Consider the following 16,486-nt stretch of genomic DNA (forward strand, 5'->3'; position numbering starts at 1 on the left):
GATGCTTATTCTTGGGATTGAAAGCTCTTGTGACGAAACTGGCGCTGCTGTGGTCAGCGATGGGCGCTATCTCCTCTCCAATGTGGTGGCCTCTCAGGCGGAGATTCACCAACGCTATGGAGGGGTCGTGCCTGAAGTGGCCTCTCGCCAGCAGCTTGCGACCATCATCCCGGTGATCGAGATGGCGTTGGAGCAATCTGGCGCGCGCTGGAGCGACCTGGATGGGATTGCCGCTACCTATGGGCCTGGGCTGGCTGGCTCCCTCTTGATTGGGCTGACGGCGGGCAAGACGCTGGCCCTGGCGCGCAGCCTGCCCTTCATCGGCATCAATCATCTGGAGGCGCATATCTACGCGAACTGGCTGCGCAAAGGGGATACTGCGCCTGCGCCTCATCTGGCAGCCAGAACGGCGCAGGATGCGAGCGGTGACTATCAAGAGGGCGATCCTCGTTTTCCTGCCCTCTCTTTGATTGTTTCAGGCGCGCATACCGAACTGGTGTTGATACGCCGTCACGGCCATTACGAATTGCTGGGGCGCACACGCGATGACGCCGCTGGCGAGGCGTTTGATAAGGTGGCGCGCATTCTCGGCCTGGGCTACCCCGGCGGGCCTGCTATTCAGAAGGCTGCGGGCGAGCGCCGGTCCAACACTCATCCCTATTACAAGCTGCCGCGCGCGTGGCTGCGTGGAACCTATGATTTTAGCTTCAGCGGCTTGAAGACCGCTGTGCTGCATATTGTGCAGGGCGCGCAGGGCGGCTCTCCTGCTGTGCCAACGGGAAGCGATGTGCGCGGGCATCAGTATGTGCGGCAGGGGGCGCAGGCGGCAGGTTGGGGCGGCATTTCTATCCCTGATATGGCGGCTGGCTTTCAGGAGGCGGTGGTGGATGTGTTGGCAACCAAGACGCGCATGGCGGCAGAAGAACATGGTGTAGCGCATGTCTTGCTGGCCGGTGGCGTCGCGGCCAACACTTCCTTGCGTTGGCGGCTGGAATTGGAACTCAAGCCGCTGGGGATTCCGCTTTCCTATCCCCCTATCGAGTTTTGCACCGACAACGCCGCCATGATCGCCGTCGCTGGCTACTTCCATCTGCGCCTGGGTGAGCGCGATGGCTTGGACCTGGATGTGAAGCCAGGGCTGCAACTGCCTTTCGCCTCCTGACCCCCTTGAGCTACGTGCTATGATAACAGCAAAACAACTCCGGCTACGCTTTTTTGTCCCTGTAGCACGTTTCTGGAGGGTATTGTGTCCCAGCGGAGAATGTTGACCCTGGAGGATACTTGGGCTTTCAGGCTTGTTACCGATATGTGGCTTGCGCCGGACGGACGGCGCGTGGCGTTTACGCTTGAAACGCAAGACAAAGAACTCAATGAGAAACGCTCGGCCATCTGGCTGCTAGATGTGGGTGCGGGCGCTCCCCATCAGTTTACCAGCGGAACAAAGCACGATTCGTCGCCACGCTGGTCGGCAGATGGCCGTTTTCTGGCTTTCCTGAGCGACCGCGAGGGCGAGAAGAGTCAGGTCTGGGTGATGTCCGCCGATGGCGGCGAGGCGCGCAGGCTGACCAATATGAAGCATGGGGTAAGCGAGTTCTGTTGGTCGCCTGATGGGGCGTGGATCGCCTTTACCAGCGAGGTGCGCCTGGACGGCAAGATTACCAACGCTGATGATCCACCACAAGATGCGAAGGCGAAAGAGCGCGAGGAGCGTGATGAGGCGGAGCGATTGCGTGAGGTGACGCGTCTGCAATTTCGCTGGGATGGGCGCGGGTTGCTGGAGGGGCGCAATCATCTGTTCAAGATCAAGGTCGAGAGCGGTGAACTGGCGCGGCTCACCGAGGGCGATTATCACCACAGCGAACCGGCCTGGTCGCCGGATGGGAAGTATATCGTGGTCTGTTCTGATCGCGCCGAAGACCGCGATGCCAATCTGACCCAGGACTTGTGGTTAATTGACGCTGAAACCAAAACAGACCTGCGGCTGACAGACGGCAGTGCGGATGTTTCCGCGCCCGCGTGGTCGCCGGATGGGCAGATGATCGCTTATTGCATGACGCCGGTTTTGCCGCGTAATTCTGCCGCCAATACGCATGTGATGGTTATCTCCCGCGAGGGCGGCGCGCCACATGATGTGAGCGACCAGAATGATCTCGATTGCCACCCGGCGATGCTAACCGATCTGCATTGGGGTGGTTCGTCGCCGCCGCAGTGGTCCGCCGATGGCCTCTGGCTGTATGCGGTTGTCACCGAGCATGGCAGCACGAATGTGTTTCGTTTCCCCACCGCTGGCGGCGATTCAGAGCGGGTTACTGGGGGCGAACATCATATCAGTATGATTGCGCTGACAAGCGATGGACGTTCTCTGCTGGCGCTGCAAGCCGATCCCCAAAACATCTGGGATGTCTATCACTATCGCCTGGATACTGCGCCGACCACTGCCCCTGAGCGGCGGTTGACGACGATGAATGCGGCGCTGCTCGGAGAAGCTGCGCTTGCACAGCCGGAGCGGTTCACCTTCAAGGGGCCGGATGATTGGGATATTGATGGCTGGCTCTATCGGCCACAGAGCGCGGAGCCGGGCAAGCGGTATCCACTGGTCCTCTGGATTCATGGTGGCCCGTTCAGTTCGTATGGCAGCACCTTCTATCTCTGGGCACAGGCGCTGGCGGCGCGCGGCTACGCGGCGCTGTATGTCAATCCGCGCGGGAGCAGCGGTTCTGGCGAAGCCTTTGCGCAGGCGGTTGATTTCGATTGGGGCGGCAAGGATTACGAAGACATTATGGCGGGCGTGGATGCTGCCATTGCGCGCGGTGGCATTGACCCTGAGCGCCTGGCGGTGACGGGCGGCAGCTATGGCGGGTATATGACCAACTGGATTATCGGCCATACGAACCGCTTTAAGGCGGCGATTACGCTGAACAGCGTGACGAACCTGACCAGTTCTTTTGGCACAGGCGATATTGATTCTACCTACGCAGAGCGCCAGTATGGTTTGCCGTGGGAGGCCGAGGCGGTCTACCGCGAGCGCTCGCCGATTACCTACGCGCCCACTATTACGACGCCGACACGTATTATTCACGCTGAAAACGATTACCGCTGCCCCATAGAGCAGGGTGAACAACTCTATGTCTGGCTGAAGAAGCTGGGGCGAGCGCCCGTTGATTTTATTCGCGTGCCGCGCTCCAGCCATACCATTAATGCCAGTCCGCGCCAGCGTCTCCATGTGCGCGAGAAAGTCTTCGAGTGGATTGAGCGTTATGTTCCGGCAGGCGCCAGGGAAGACGAGCGAAGATGAGTAGAGAAGACGCGAAGCGCACCCGGACGCGCTCAGGTGATACCCTATCTGGCTGATTAGCCTGATACTTTGCCCGCTCCAGGGCATCTAAGCGAGAGAAATATGGCACGCCTGCGTGTAGCCATTGCGGGAGCAACTGGCTGGGTTGGCCGGGCGCTTGTTCCGGCAATTATGCGTGATCCTGAACTGGAATTGGTAGGCGCTGTCGCGCGGCGGGGGGCGCAGCGCGACATTGGCCTGGTAGTGGGTGTTGGGCCGCTGGGCGTGTTGATTGATGACGCTCTTGGCGATGCGCTCACCCACAGCAGACCACAGGTGCTGGTTGACTTCACCAGCCCGCTCGTCGTAATGGATCATGTGCGCGCGGCGCTCTCAAGTGGTATCGCGGTTGTGGTGGGGACATCGGGTATTCGAGAAGAGCAATTTCAGGAGATCGATCTGCTGGCGCAGGAGCAGGGCGTGGGCGCGCTGGTTGCGGGCAATTTTGCCTTGACGGCGGTGCTGATGATGAAGTTTGCCGAGATAGCCCGGCGCTATATCCCTGATTGCGAAATTATCGAGTATCATGGCGCAAATAAGTTTGATGCGCCTTCAGGGACGGCGCTTGAAACGACGGCGCGCCTTGGTCGTATAGCGCAAGCTGGCGCTCCATCGGCGCTTCCGCACGAGGAAGCGCCAGAGGCTTCCGGCGCGCGCGGCATTGAACTGGCTGGCGCTCAGGTGCATAGCGTGCGCCTGCCCGGACTGGTTTCGCACCAGGAAATCTTGTTTGGACGACCGGGCGAGCTGTTAACTCTTCGCCATGATTCGTTTGCGGCTGAATCCTATGTCGCCGGGACGCTGCTTGCGATCAAGCGGGTGATGAGCTTTCGCGGCCTGGTACGTGGGCTGGACGCTCTGCTAGAATTATAGTTTGGAAAAGGGCGCGTATGAGTCATGTTGAACGCTTAGCAACCGTTACCCACTCTGCTGCCATCGGAGAGAACCATCGGCGGCGCGTTCTCATTGCTGGGGCGGGGCGCACAGGGCGGCGTCTGGCTGAGCGTCTGATCGAACACTGGTCGGTCATTCTTCTGGATACCCGACAGGAAGGGCTGGAAGCTGCGCATCAGGCGCTTGCCCTCTCTCCTATTTCCTCGCCATCTCCCCCTTCTCTATCCGATGTGGCTGATCGGTTGGACCGTCTCATCTGTGTGACAGGTGATGCAACGAGCCGTTTAGCCCTGGAACGCGCTGGGGCAGGGGATATTGACTGCCTTGTTGCCACCTGTAGTGATGATGTGACCAATCTGGAAATCTGCCGTCTTGCTCGTGACCATTTCAGTGTATCCCTATTAGCCGCTGTGGTGCGCGAGGCCGATCTGCTCCCGCAGTTTCAGGCGCTTGGAGTTCAGACGGTTCTGATGGATACGTCGCTGGCGGTGGCCCTGGCGAACCGGATCGAGCCAGCTTTCCAGGTATCGGAAGAATTAGGGCTGGGGCATGGCGAACTGATGGAACTGACGATTCCGGCATCTTCGCCTGTGCTGGGCCGCCCGCTGCGAGCGTTTGCCGCCGACCACTGGCTCATAGCGGCAGTCTATCGGCAGGGGAGGCTGATTATTCCACATGGGCAAACGCGCCTGCAAGAGCATGATCATATTTTGTTAGTTGGCTCACCTCTGCTTCTGCCCGGCGTTGCCGATTATTTGCGTCTTGGTCGTGCGCAGTTCCCCTATCCGTATGGCGCCCGGCTGGCTGTTGTGCTGGAGAAATCGTCTCAGGCCGCCTATACAGCGATTCATGAGGCGCGGGCGCTTGCTGAACACTCGGCTGCTGAGGAGATGGATTTTCTGGTCTGGGGCGACGAAAAACGCTGGAAACAATGGGAAGAACGATTGGTGAAGCTGCTGGAGGTTCCGCAAGAGGGCCTGTCCAAGCCCTTCTTTTATCGCTCGCCTGATGTGTTGTCTCAGCAATGGGGGTGCCTGGTGGTTCCGCCTCAGCGTTCGGGCTGGAGCCGTCGTTTTGGCTGGCGGCGCACTCTTCTGGATGACGCGCTCGCCTATACGCACAAGCCAGTGTTGATTGCGCGGAGTTCAGCCCCCTATCGGCAGGTGGCGGCTTTGATACAAGGCAATGGGGCAGAAACTGGGGAGGCAGGCTCGTTACGCGCTTTGCGGGCGGCGCTTGCTGTGGGCAGCGCGCTAAAGCTGGAGGTGCGAGCTTTGGCGGTGACTGCGCCCGCCTTTATTGCGGGCGAGATGATTACTACCACGCGCCAGGAGATCGATCAGGCTATGCTGACACTGGCGGCGACCTATCATATGCGTGTCGAACGCCAGCATCTGACCGGCAACCCTATCCGCGAGGTGCAAGCCAGGCTCGATCCACACGATCTGCTGGTGGTTCGCGTGCCTCGTCGTGTGCGGGCGTCCTTCTTTCGCCCCGATGTCGGGCGCTATCTGGCGCTGCGCGCCTCTTGTTCAGTGCTGGTGGTTCCCGATGAGTGATGTGTTCGGGGGGCGAGCGTATGTCTGAAAATCAGGCCATTTCCCTGCTTCTTTTTATGGCGGGCGCGTTTCTCATTCCATTGCTGAGTAAGCGTATCGGGTTGCCTGCGGCGGCGTGCGAGATGCTGTACGGGGCGCTGCTGGGGAATCTGATGCCCATGATGGCTCAACCGGATGTGTTTATTACTGCGCTGGCGCACTTCGGGTTCATTCTGCTGCTCTTTCTGGCCGGGCTGGAAGTTGATTTTGTGCTGGTGGAGCATGAGGGTTCGCGCGGCGTGTTTCGCAGCGCGGCTTTTGCAGTGGGTGTGCTGGGGGCAGGCGTTGCCGGAGCGTATCTGCTTGGCTACGACCCTATTTTTGGCCTGCTTGTAGGAGCTATCTCGATTGGGGTCGTGCTGGTTATTTTGCGCGAAACGGAATTGAGCCGCTCGCGTTTCGGCCAGATCGTGCTCATTAGCGGAGCGATTGGCGAGTTTCTGACGATCCTGGCGCTCACGCTTTATAGCTTGCTGCGCCGCTATGGGCTTTCGCTTCCAATCCTTCTTGCTGTTGGTAAGCTCGCGCTGCTTCTTTTGCTCGGCTGGCTGGTCTTGCAAATCCTCGGTACGGTGGTCTGGTGGCATCCTCATCAGTTTCGACGGCTTGTGGCTTCTAACGATCCCGCCGAGCTTGGTGTGCGGGCGGCGCTGGCCTTGATGACGGTCTTTGCCGCGGCGGCTGTGTTGTTAGGAGTAGAGGAGGTGCTGGCGACCTTTATTGCCGGGGCGATCTTCGCGTTTGTCTTTCGTCATCAAGGGTCGCTGAGCGATAAGCTGGCGGCGGTGGCGCATGGCTTCTTTGTGCCTATCTTCTTCATCAATGTTGGGCTGGGGTTGCAGCTTTCAGGTTTGCGCAATCAGGGGACGCTGCTCTTGCTGCTGGAACTGCTTACCGCGTCATTGCTGGTGCGGGCGCTGGCAATGCCCCTGCTCAAATTGACCGGCTTAGGTTGGAAGGCCGCCTGCGCCGGAGCATTGCTCCTTTCGGCCCCCCTGACGATGCAGGTAGCCGTTGCGCAGGTGGGGGTAAGCCTGGGCGTGTTCGATGCAGGCTCCACGCTGAGTGTGCTTGGCGCTTCTGTGGTTGGGGCGGTCATTTTCCCGGCGCTTTTTCGCCCCTTAGCCCGCAGGCTTCTCACCCAGCCAACGGGATCAGCCAGAGTTGTTTCAGGCCCGCCAGCGGCAGCGCCTCCTCTGGCCCATTTTTCCTCTGGATCGCTGGATTAGCAGGTGAAGGTTTTCCTGATCGCTATGACCGGGGCCAGCAGCGCCAGCGCCACCGTGACCAGCAGCAGCGGAAGATAGATGGGCGCGATTACAGGAGCCAGCGTTTGAGGCGCGAGGACGCTTATCAGCAAGAGCGATTGAGCGACTCCGGCTCTGCGGCCCCAGAGCGTGTGGCTGAAGTCAGGTTGGCGAAAAAACGGCGCCAGGCGTCAGGGCTATAGCCTCGCTGCTGGAGGTCGCTGAGGAGGGCCAGCACGAATTGGCTGCGCGTGGTATCGCTCACTCTGCTGGACCCTTCGCGTTTTCGTGTCTCTGGAAAGCGGGACGCTGCTCAAGACGGCGGGCGAAGAGAACGATGAGCGCCGCGCACACGATCCACAAGAGGGAACCGCAGCCCAAAAATGCGCCAAACACGAAGAGCGAGCCACTGGCGAAAATACCGCCCGCGCTCTCGTCGCGCACCTGCACCGCTACCTGTATGCCTGGCTGTGTAGCTTGAAGCGTCAACTGGACCGGACCGCCCAACGTGTCATTGAACTGGAAGGCGCGGCTCTGAGCAGGGCAGTTTTCATTGGCTGCGCTGCTGGCCGGGCAGCCGGTGGTGTAAAAATCGGTGTTGGCCGCGAGTATGCGGCCAAAGCTGTCGCGCAGCGTGAAGCCAAGCGTAACGCCTCCGGGCGCGCTCACCTGTGGCTGGAGGGTCAACGTGTAGGTATCGGCGCTCCGGGTGGGCAGAGTTATTCGCTGGCCGGAAGCAGCCACAATGCCCGAAAAGATTTGCGCGGCGCGGTAGCGATAAAAAGCATACGCCGTTGGGCCAATGACCAGCAGCGCACAGGACAGCAGCAATCCGCCTGCTGCCAATATGCATCCCTGGCGCCTGCCAGGTGTTCTCCTGATCTCCTGGCGCTCCACCGATAACACCCCTTCATGCGTGTTCTTCTGCTTTCTGAAAGAAGATCATAGCAGATAGGAAGAAGATCATGGCAGAGAGGTCTGGTGAGTTACGAGAGAAGATGCGCTCTGGTTTTCGGGGCAATGTGGTCTTGACGCGAGCCATGCCCCGCCATACAATACGAGCCGTATAGCTTGAGCAAGGAGATGATATGACTGAAGAACGGTACGTGGAAGACCTGGCAGATAAAGACGATTTTTCGCAGTGGTATCTGGATGTGATTCGCAAAGCCCAGCTTGCCGATGAATCGCCTGTGCGCGGCTGTATGATTATCCGGCCTTATGGCTACGCGCTCTGGGAGAATATGCAGCGCCTGCTGGATGATCGGATTAAGGCGACGGGACACCAGAACGCCTATTTCCCGCTCTTTATCCCTGAGAGCTTCCTGAAAAAAGAGGCTGAGCATGTCGAGGGCTTCGCCCCCGAAGTGGCCTGGGTGACACGCGGCGGCGGCGAAGAACTGACGGAGCCGCTGGCGATTCGCCCGACCTCCGAAGCCATCATTGGATATATGTATGCGAAATGGGTGCAATCCTATCGTGATCTGCCGCTGCTCTATAATCAGTGGGCCAACGTGGTGCGCTGGGAGAGGCGCACGCGCCCCTTTTTGCGTACCTCTGAATTTCTCTGGCAGGAAGGACATACCGCGCATCGCACCGAGGAGGAGGCAGAGGCTGAGACGCTGAAAATCCTGATTGATGTGTATCAGGATTTCATTGAGAAAGAACTGGCGATACCCGTTATTACGGGCCAGAAATCGGACGCCGAGCGTTTTGCTGGCGCGGCGCGCACCTACTCGCTTGAGGCGATGATGGGCGACGGCAAGGCGCTTCAGGCGGGGACTTCGCATAATCTGGGGCAGAACTTCGCCAAAGGCTTTGGCATACAGTTTCAGGATATAGACGCCGAGCGCAAATATGTCTGGACAACCAGTTGGGGCGCGAGTACGCGGCTGGTTGGCGGGGTGATTATGGTGCATGGCGACGAGTCCGGGTTGCAGATGCCGCCCAGGGTCGCGCCATTTCAGGTGGTGATCGTGCCTATCTGGCGCAAGGAGCCGGAGCGCGAGGCGGTGGCGCAGGCTGTCGCTGGCCTGGAGGAACAACTGCGCCGCGCTAGCCTGCGCATTCATACCGATTGGCGCGAGGAGACGCCGGGCTATAAGTTCAACGATTGGGAACTGCGCGGCGTGCCGCTGCGGCTGGAGGTTGGCCCCAAAGATGTGCAGAATCATCAGGCGGTGCTGGTGCGGCGCGATAGCCGACCACGCGCCAAAGAGATGATCACGCAGGACCAGATTGCCAGGCGGGCGCAGCAATTGTTAGAGGAGATTCAGCAGAACCTGTACCAGCGGGCGCTGGACTTCAGGCAGAGCCGTACCTATCGCGCCGACGATTTTGCGACGCTGGAGCGGCTGATGGCTGATCGAGAGCATCTAGGGTTTGTGGAAGCCTGGTGGTGTGGCGATGGCGTCTGCGAAGCGGAGGTGAAAGCGAAGACCCAGGCGACAATTCGCAATCTGCCGCTGTCCCAGCCGGGCGGCGAAGGCAAGTGCATCTATTGTGGCCGCCAGGCGAGCCGTTGGGCGATTTTTGCCAAAGCCTATTAGGTTGCTTGCTGGGGCGATGTAACTTCTGCTGCCTGATTTGCGTACAGGGAGTACAGAAGAAGCAAAGGGGATAGTACGAGCAAAGTACTTCCCCTCGTTTTATGTCAGATACCCTATCGCTCAAGCGAGGGGTTTGTAGCCAGCCTCCATCTCAATTCACCAGCGTCCAGGAGGGTTCTGATGCTTCAACTTCGTAGACCGCTACATGGTTCTGCAACCGTGCAACTGGGCGCTCTGACAACGCGCCCGTCCTGGCCCAGCATGCCGAGTCAGGAGCGTTCTTCTATGCAGCCTGCGCTTTCGCCTGTGCTCCTGCGCATGGCAGTGTCCGTCGCTCAGCCGTGGTGTCCTCCAACCAACCCGCTTCCTATCATCGGGTGGTTGCCTTGCGCAAACCGTCTCTCTTGCCTACCTGGCACGTCCATGCTGGACCTACGGCAAGTGTCTAAGCGCAGCCGGAGTATACCAGATGAGGAACGTGTGTGCAAGCGTGTCGGGCGGCCATTCCTCCCCCTGCTTAACAGCAGGGGACTCCTGGCTCGCCCTTGGTGAAGAAGGTGTCAGCCCGATGAAACTCAAGCTGTACCTCAGCTATACCAGCCGCTCCCTGCTGCGCGGGGGTAGCCGAACCATTCTGGCGGTCTTTTGCGTTGCGGTTGGCGTGATGGCAATCGTGGCCCTTCAACTGGTTGGATTGATGATCAACACCGCGCTGACGGGCAATATCCGCGAACTGAACGGCGGTGACGTTTCCATTTCCTCAGGAACAGGCAATTTCAGCGAAAGCGATCTGCATTTTTTTACGGACCTGAAAACCAGGGGAGAGATTACGGGATTTACCGCCTATAGCGATGAGCGTGCGACGACTTTTACTACCGATGAGCGTTCGCTGCCCATTGGCCTGCGTCTGGTGAATACATCGGCCAGCAGCGCCGCAGGCGCGACGTATCCTCTGCTGGGAACGCCTGCCATGCTCCTGCCCGATGGGGCTGATTTCCAGCAAGTGCTGCGGGCCAATCCCAAAAATGCGATTGTGACCAGGACGCTCTTTGATGAGTTTGGCGGCAGCCTCGGCGATACGGTGCGCGTGACCAGTGCTTTAAGCCCCGGAAATACGGTGGTCGTGACCGTCAGGATAGCGGGAGTGCTGGCCGAAACCGGAGCCTTCGCGGGTGGGGAATCGCTGATGATTATTTCACGCGATACCTATCACGCGGCAGCGCCAGATCAGCCCCAACTCTATAATACCGTCAATGTCACCACAACCACTGCGGCGCAAGCCACTCAGGTGAAGCAGGAGGTACAGGACCGCTTCCCGCTGGCGAGCGCGACGACAGCGGAAGAGGCGCTCCAGCAAAATCAGCAGGGCGTGGATTTCATTCGCAAGTTTCTGGAGATCGTGGGTCTGATGGCGCTGCTGATTGGGGGAGTTGGCATCGTCAATACGATGCAGGTCATCTTGCGGCGCAGGCGGGTTGAGATTGCGATGCTGAAAACAACGGGCTATCAGCGTCGTGATCTGTACACGCTGTTTGGGTTGGAGGCCGGGCTGCTGGGAATTATCGGGGGAGTGACGGGGGCATTGGCAGGCATCGGCTTGAGCTATGCCATCAAGCGGGTGGTGGAAAACGCGCTTCACCTGCAACTGACCTATGTGCTGGACTGGCCGACTGTCGTCTCAGGCGTTGTCGTGGGACTGGTCACGGCCCTTATTTTTGGTTTGCTGCCGATTGTCAAAGCTGCTGGTATTCGCCCTCAGAACGTGCTGCGCGAACTGGATGAGGGGCGCGGCCTTGGCAGCCTCCTCTTGACCATTGGGCTGCTGGCGCTGCTTTCGCTGCTCTTCTTCTTGCTCGCCTTTGTGATTATGAACGACCTCCTCTTGAGCCTGGAGGTCGTGTATGGCACGCTGATTTTGCTCGGCCTGTTGAGCTTCGGCTTCGCTCTGGTTGTCCTGGCAATTAGCCTGCTGCCGGTGCCGGAACGGCTCTCGTGGCCCTATCTCCTGCTGGTGAGCGCGGCGGTGGGGATTTCGGTGGCGCTGGTGGTGTTCGCGCCGGGTTTTGGCGCGTTGGTTCTGCTGGCTACTGTGCTGGGCTATGTGGTCGTCTTTTTGCCGCGCACCTGGAAAGCGAATGTCAAGCTGTCGTTCCGCAACATGGGCCGACAGAAGACGCGAACTGTGACTACATTGCTCGCCTTATTTGTCGGGGTGTTTGCCATCGGCCTGATTCTGGTGCTGGGGCAGGATATTAGCGCGAAGCTGCAAAATGGCATCGCCACGCAGTTACCCTATAATGTGATTGCCGGATTGCCCTCGACACAGCGCCAGAAGATTGACGCGCAGCTTCCCACGTTGCCTGGCCTGCAAAAGCGCCTGGTGGTGAACTTCGCGCAGTTTGTGCCGGAGTGTATCAATGGCCGCCCGCTTCCCAGCTTCCTGACGCCTGATACCGATCCAGATCGAGCGGGTCTGCTGAGCAGTATGCAAGGCTATAACCTGAGTCAATATCCTGAAGGGCCGCCAGGAATTACGCTGGCGAAGAAGGGCCGCGATGGCGCTGATCTCTCCACGGGCCGCACGCTCGCTGCCAGCGACAGCGAAACCACCAATGTTCTGGCGAATGCGCGTCTGGCGGCGGCTCCTTTCCATTTGCGAGTCGGAAATCAGGTCACGGTGGTCAATCCCCTGCTCGGTGGGTCGCAGGGGAGCGGCGAGGCAGGGAAGATCAACTGCTCACAACTACAAACAGCAAAGAACGCTCAAATGCTCACTATTGTTGGCTTCTACAGCGCGAGCTTTCGGAACCTCCAGGTTGGAACGCTGCTTGGGAGCGAGCATCTGGCCGCTGCGCTGGGTGGGCCAGGGACGCAAACGGTTTATTACCTCAAGATTGATGTCAATCAGACGGGGGCAGCGGTGCGCACCCTTGGCCGCGCCGCGCCAGCAGCGTTTATCCTGAATATTGCTGATGTTGGCGTCATCATTCAGCAGTTTTTGGATGACATCGTGATCGCTCTGACCTCGATTGCCGCTCTGGCGCTGCTGGCGGGCATCATCATTATCGCCAACGCGGTGGGGCTGGCGATGCTGGAGCGGCGGCGCGAGATAGGTATTCTGAAATCGGTGGGCTATACCAGCCGCACAGTGCTGGGGCAGGTCTTGCTCGAAAATGGCCTGATAGGTGGCCTGGGAGGGCTGCTGGCAATGGCGCTGGTGACACTGATGGTCTTTGTTCTGAGCAAGCTGGTCTTTAAGACTGATTTAGGGGTCGGCGTGCCGATTACCTTGGCGATTGTGATGGGTACGACGATGCTGGCAATGGTGATGGCGTCCTTGGTCGCCTGGCGAGCAACGCGAGTGAGGCCGTTAGAAGTCCTGCGCTATGAGTAGCCAGTCTTTAGCTCAGGCAGCGCAGCAGCACCCCTGATTCACCAACGGCCCAGACCTCCTGATCGTGGTGGAAAGCCACGCTGTAGAGCGTTTGGGTCGTGGGCGCCGGGCTGCTGGAGGGCGCCCACTGGCCCTTAAGGAACCGTAAGATAACGCCTCGGCTGCCCACAGCCCAGCCTTCGCCCTGGCTGTTGAAGGCAATAGCGCGCAGGGCGGGGGCATTCACGTCCGGCCCGCGCACCCAGGATGAGCCAGTGTAATAGAGTAAAGCGCCGCCGTCGCCAACCGCCCAGGCGTCTCCATTCGGAGTGAAGGCCACGCCAAAGAGATCGTTCCAATCGGGGGAAGGTTCGTGCAGCCAGAACCCTTCATGGAGGCGTAGAATCAAGCCCTCGCTGCCAACTGCCCACCCCTGACCCTGAGCGTTGACGGCCAGCCCATAGATGACATGGCGTGTGTGTGTGGCCGCAGGGGTCATGGCTCCATTGTTGAGCGCCAGCATAGCGCCGGAGCTTCCCGCGAGCCAGCCCTCTTTTGGGCCGCTCAGGGCCAGAGCGTAGTATGAATCGCCGTCAGGTGAAGGAAGCGAGTTCCAGCGTCCCAGGCCATAATGGAGGATAGCGCCCTGGGCGCCAGCGGCCCAGATATTCTGACCACGCAGGGCGATGGCGTGTAGGGTGTCGGCGGTAGGTGAGGCGAGCGCCACCCAGTTGCCGGTCACGTTGACCAGGATCGTTCCATTCGCGCCACACGCCGCTAACCCTTCGGCGGCTGTTCCACCCAGCGCATAGAGTGTATGAGTGGTTGGGCTGGGGATGACTTCCCAGGTATGCTGGCGTCGCGCAGGCGGCGCGGAAGCGAAGATAGGCCGGGTCGGCGTGGCATGAATGGGGCCAGTCATCCCAGGGACTGGCAGGGTAGCGCCGCAGCAATCACAAAAACCCAAGCCGACTTTGCGGGGTGCTGCGCAGGATGGGCAGGTTGGCCCGCGAAAATATGGTCCGGCAGCCGCGTGACCCCGTTCTAGCTCGCGTTGCAGGTCCAGAGCCGATTGGTAGCGCGCCTCGGTGTGCATGCTTAACGAGCGCAGGATGATACGGTCCATGCCTGGTGAGATGGCAGGATTGACCTGCTGGGGAGGGACAAGCGGGTCATTGACTGCGCGCGCGGGCGCATCTGGCGGCACAACGCCAGTCAGCAGGTTGTAGAGTGTGGCCCCCAGGGCGTACATATCGGAACGAGCATCAGTCCGGCCACGCCCGTATTGCTCAATGGGCGAAAAGCCATCGGAGACTGCACGAGCGGCCAGCACAGTTTCCTGGGTTGGGTGGTAGACCTTGGCTAGCCCAAAATCTACCAGCACAGGCTGTCCATTGGTGCGTATTTTAATATTGGCCGGCTTGATGTCTCGATGAATCACTGGAGGCTGGCGAGCGTGCATCAGAGCAAGCGCGCCGCAAAGCTGCGAAATCCACTGGCGCACCAGCAATTCTGGGAGTGGGCCGTCACGGTTGAGCTGGGTTTCCAGGTCTTCGCCCTCGATAAACTCCATGACGAGATACAGGCCGCGCTCCTCCTCGAAGTAATCCCAGACTTCAGGAAGATAGGGGTGTTCCAGGCCGGCGAGGATTTCGGCTTCGAGGCGAAATTGCACCGCAGCCGCGCTGGAGGTGTCGAAGGTTTCTTTCACCGCGCACAGCCGTCTGGCAAGGTGCAGGTCGCGGGCGCGGTAGACCGCGCCGAAGCCGCCCTCTCCCAGCAGGTCTTCGATGAGATAACGTCCCTGGAGCAGAGCGCCAGGATTCAACGGTTGGTAGCTCATCCGCCCTGCTTGCCTCCATCAAACGATATACAACGCTGCTCGTGTACACGAGCAGCAGCGGTAACGACGGGATAGGATCAGCTAATGGTCCAGCAGCACATTACAGCGGTTGAGCAAAGCGGCGCTCAGGCTGGCCTGATGGGCGATAGGATAGCGATGGCGTGGGCCATGAGAATCTGATCCGGTGCTGGTGAGCCAACCCCGGCGCGTGACATAGGCTTGAAAGTCAGCCACTTGCTCAGTCGAGTGCGAGGGATGGACGACCTCGATCCCATCAAGGGGAACTTGCTCTGAGACCTGATCTAATAACTCGGTGGTATACAGAGTGAACCCGGTTTCGCGGCGTCCGGGGTGGGCAATCAGCGCGAACCCACCGGCCTGGTGCGCGGCAGCGACGGCCTCGGCCATATCGGCCATGATGGAGCGAAAACCGGCATCGGTCATAATTTTCAGCGCCTCCTGAAAGTGTTGAGCCTGACCATGTGCCTGGAGGAGACGAGCATTATCTACAGGCCGCACAAGATCGCCGTTTTGCTCCGCCAGTACCTCAGCCTGACGCGGAAATTCATAGCCGCGCCGCCGGAGTTCCTGATAAACCGCCTGGGTGTTCTCTAGCTGGCGCTGCACTGTTTTTTGCAGCAGAGACTTGAACTCTGCGTTAGCAGAATCAATGCCATAACAGAGGACGTGGCCCATTTTGCCTTCCCATTCGGTGGTCACTTCTACGCCCGCCAGCACAGGAATGCCAACCTGACGGCCAAGCGCCTGCATTTCTTCGATACGGTCTATGCGATCATGGTCGGTCACGGAGACTAACGCGAAATGATGTTCGGCAAGATAAGCAAAGAGTTCTTCGGGGCGCCAGTGGCCGTCGCTGTAGGTCGTGTGCATATGAAGGTCAATAGGGGCGTCGCGGGTAATATAGATGGGTTCCAATCAGGTACTCCTCAAGCTCTCAGAGATCGCTGTTTGCTCGTTGAAAATGGGTATTGTCTGGTGTGATGGTATAGCACAGTATAGCATACTAGCCAACCTTTCTACCAACATGCCGATGTGATATGATCGGGTCATGGAACACTTATGGGCGCCCTGGCGCATGGCCTATATTAACACAAGTGGCGAAACTGAGGGGTGTATTTTCTGTACCCAACCGGCTCAGGGGCGCGATGAGGACTACTACATCCTTTATCGCAGTGAGCATTGTTTTGTCATGCTGAATATCTACCCCTATAACAACGGGCATCTGATGATTGCGCCTTTTCAACATGTCCCCAGCATTGAGGAGTTAGATGCAGCGACGCTCACCGATCTGATGGCGACTGCCCAACGCTGCCTGCACGCTTTCCGGGTTGCTATGCAGCCACATGGCTTTAACATGGGTATTAACCAGGGGCGGGTTGCCGGGGCAGGGATTGCCGATCATGTGCATTTTCATATCGTGCCTCGCTGGAATGGCGATACCAATTTCATGCCGGTGCTGGCTGATGTCAAGGTCATGCCCGATTATCTACGCAATACCTATCAGCAACTGCGTCAGGCGTTTACCGCTATTGAGGGCGATTCCCCGGTTCGCTGATCAGCCAGATCACATCAGGCTGCTGATTGGTTCGCTTCCCTTTGTCCAGATGACTCATCCATCGCGCCTGGGCTG

The 16,486-nt window shown here is 59.2% G+C and carries 13 protein-coding genes; 8 read left to right on the forward strand and 5 right to left on the reverse strand.

Features of this window, described 5'->3' with window-relative positions:
* The first annotated feature begins 1 nt into the window (after position 1).
* The 5 genes from tsaD (at position 2) to VH599_11390 (ending at position 7,055) form a co-directional block, all read left to right on the forward strand.
* Positions 2-1,162, forward strand: a complete 1,161-nt coding sequence (tsaD, locus tag VH599_11370; GenBank protein ID HEY7348900.1) for a tRNA (adenosine(37)-N6)-threonylcarbamoyltransferase complex transferase subunit TsaD — start codon at positions 2-4, stop codon at positions 1,160-1,162.
* 144 nt (positions 1,163-1,306) lie between these two features.
* On the forward strand, positions 1,307-3,295 hold the full coding sequence (locus VH599_11375; protein HEY7348901.1) for a S9 family peptidase: 1,989 nt from the start codon (positions 1,307-1,309) through the stop codon (positions 3,293-3,295).
* Between the two features lie 102 nt (positions 3,296-3,397).
* The gene (gene dapB / locus VH599_11380; protein ID HEY7348902.1) at positions 3,398-4,207 is read left to right on the forward strand and encodes a 4-hydroxy-tetrahydrodipicolinate reductase; all 810 of its coding nucleotides are present in this window, start codon (positions 3,398-3,400) and stop codon (positions 4,205-4,207) included.
* A 17-nt stretch (positions 4,208-4,224) separates the two neighbouring features.
* On the forward strand, positions 4,225-5,787 hold the full coding sequence (locus tag VH599_11385; protein ID HEY7348903.1) for an NAD-binding protein: 1,563 nt from the start codon (positions 4,225-4,227) through the stop codon (positions 5,785-5,787).
* A gap of 20 nt (positions 5,788-5,807) precedes the next feature.
* A complete protein-coding gene (locus tag VH599_11390) occupies positions 5,808-7,055 on the forward strand; it encodes a cation:proton antiporter (GenBank protein HEY7348904.1) in 1,248 nt (415 codons plus the stop codon).
* Here the strand turns inward: VH599_11390 and VH599_11395 are convergent.
* From VH599_11395 to VH599_11405, 3 genes are read right to left on the reverse strand one after another with little or no spacing between them, the layout of a single operon-like run.
* Positions 7,052-7,186, reverse strand: a complete 135-nt coding sequence (locus VH599_11395; GenBank protein ID HEY7348905.1) for a hypothetical protein — start codon at positions 7,184-7,186, stop codon at positions 7,052-7,054. The genes VH599_11390 and VH599_11395 overlap by 4 nt on opposite strands.
* Positions 7,180-7,338 carry a hypothetical protein gene (locus VH599_11400; protein ID HEY7348906.1) on the reverse strand — a complete coding sequence of 53 codons (159 nt, stop codon included), beginning with the start codon at positions 7,336-7,338 and terminating at the stop codon, positions 7,180-7,182. The genes VH599_11395 and VH599_11400 overlap by 7 nt, the downstream gene beginning before the upstream one ends.
* Positions 7,335-7,919 carry a hypothetical protein gene (locus VH599_11405; protein ID HEY7348907.1) on the reverse strand — a complete coding sequence of 195 codons (585 nt, stop codon included), beginning with the start codon at positions 7,917-7,919 and terminating at the stop codon, positions 7,335-7,337. The genes VH599_11400 and VH599_11405 overlap by 4 nt, the downstream gene beginning before the upstream one ends.
* A gap of 242 nt (positions 7,920-8,161) precedes the next feature.
* Between VH599_11405 and proS the strand changes: the two genes are divergently transcribed.
* Complete coding sequence (gene proS, locus VH599_11410; protein HEY7348908.1) at positions 8,162-9,619, forward strand: proline--tRNA ligase; 1,458 nt, start codon at positions 8,162-8,164, stop codon at positions 9,617-9,619.
* A gap of 568 nt (positions 9,620-10,187) precedes the next feature.
* Positions 10,188-13,013, forward strand: coding sequence for an FtsX-like permease family protein (locus VH599_11415; GenBank protein ID HEY7348909.1), 2,826 nt, complete (start codon positions 10,188-10,190; stop codon positions 13,011-13,013).
* Between the two features lie 7 nt (positions 13,014-13,020).
* Here the strand turns inward: VH599_11415 and VH599_11420 are convergent, their stop codons facing one another.
* Both VH599_11420 and VH599_11425 read right to left on the reverse strand, forming a co-directional pair.
* Positions 13,021-14,835 (reverse strand): protein kinase, encoded by a 1,815-nt coding sequence (locus VH599_11420; GenBank protein HEY7348910.1) that lies wholly within the window; start codon positions 14,833-14,835, stop codon positions 13,021-13,023.
* 81 nt (positions 14,836-14,916) lie between these two features.
* The gene (locus VH599_11425; protein ID HEY7348911.1) at positions 14,917-15,771 is read right to left on the reverse strand and encodes a PHP domain-containing protein; all 855 of its coding nucleotides are present in this window, start codon (positions 15,769-15,771) and stop codon (positions 14,917-14,919) included.
* A 133-nt stretch (positions 15,772-15,904) separates the two neighbouring features.
* Between VH599_11425 and VH599_11430 the strand changes: the two genes are divergently transcribed.
* Positions 15,905-16,411 carry an HIT domain-containing protein gene (locus VH599_11430; protein ID HEY7348912.1) on the forward strand — a complete coding sequence of 169 codons (507 nt, stop codon included), beginning with the start codon at positions 15,905-15,907 and terminating at the stop codon, positions 16,409-16,411.
* The last annotated feature ends 75 nt before the right edge of the window (positions 16,412-16,486 follow it).

The sequence above is a fragment of the Ktedonobacterales bacterium genome (assembly GCA_036557285.1).
Taxonomy (GTDB): domain Bacteria; phylum Chloroflexota; class Ktedonobacteria; order Ktedonobacterales; family DATBGS01; genus DATBHW01.

Excerpts from the sequence above, each read along its gene's own strand:
- tsaD (HEY7348900.1), top strand. The coding sequence starts at position 2 with ATGCTTATTCTTGGGATTGAAAGCTCTTGTGACGAAACTGGCGCTGCT.
- VH599_11375 (HEY7348901.1), top strand. The coding sequence starts at position 1,307 with ATGTGGCTTGCGCCGGACGGACGGCGCGTGGCGTTTACGCTTGAAACG.
- dapB (HEY7348902.1), top strand. The coding sequence starts at position 3,398 with ATGGCACGCCTGCGTGTAGCCATTGCGGGAGCAACTGGCTGGGTTGGC.
- VH599_11385 (HEY7348903.1), top strand. The coding sequence starts at position 4,225 with ATGAGTCATGTTGAACGCTTAGCAACCGTTACCCACTCTGCTGCCATC.
- VH599_11390 (HEY7348904.1), top strand. The coding sequence starts at position 5,808 with ATGTCTGAAAATCAGGCCATTTCCCTGCTTCTTTTTATGGCGGGCGCG.
- proS (HEY7348908.1), top strand. The coding sequence starts at position 8,162 with ATGACTGAAGAACGGTACGTGGAAGACCTGGCAGATAAAGACGATTTT.
- VH599_11415 (HEY7348909.1), top strand. The coding sequence starts at position 10,188 with ATGAAACTCAAGCTGTACCTCAGCTATACCAGCCGCTCCCTGCTGCGC.
- VH599_11420 (HEY7348910.1), bottom strand. The coding sequence starts at position 14,835 with ATGAGCTACCAACCGTTGAATCCTGGCGCTCTGCTCCAGGGACGTTAT.
- VH599_11430 (HEY7348912.1), top strand. The coding sequence starts at position 15,905 with ATGGAACACTTATGGGCGCCCTGGCGCATGGCCTATATTAACACAAGT.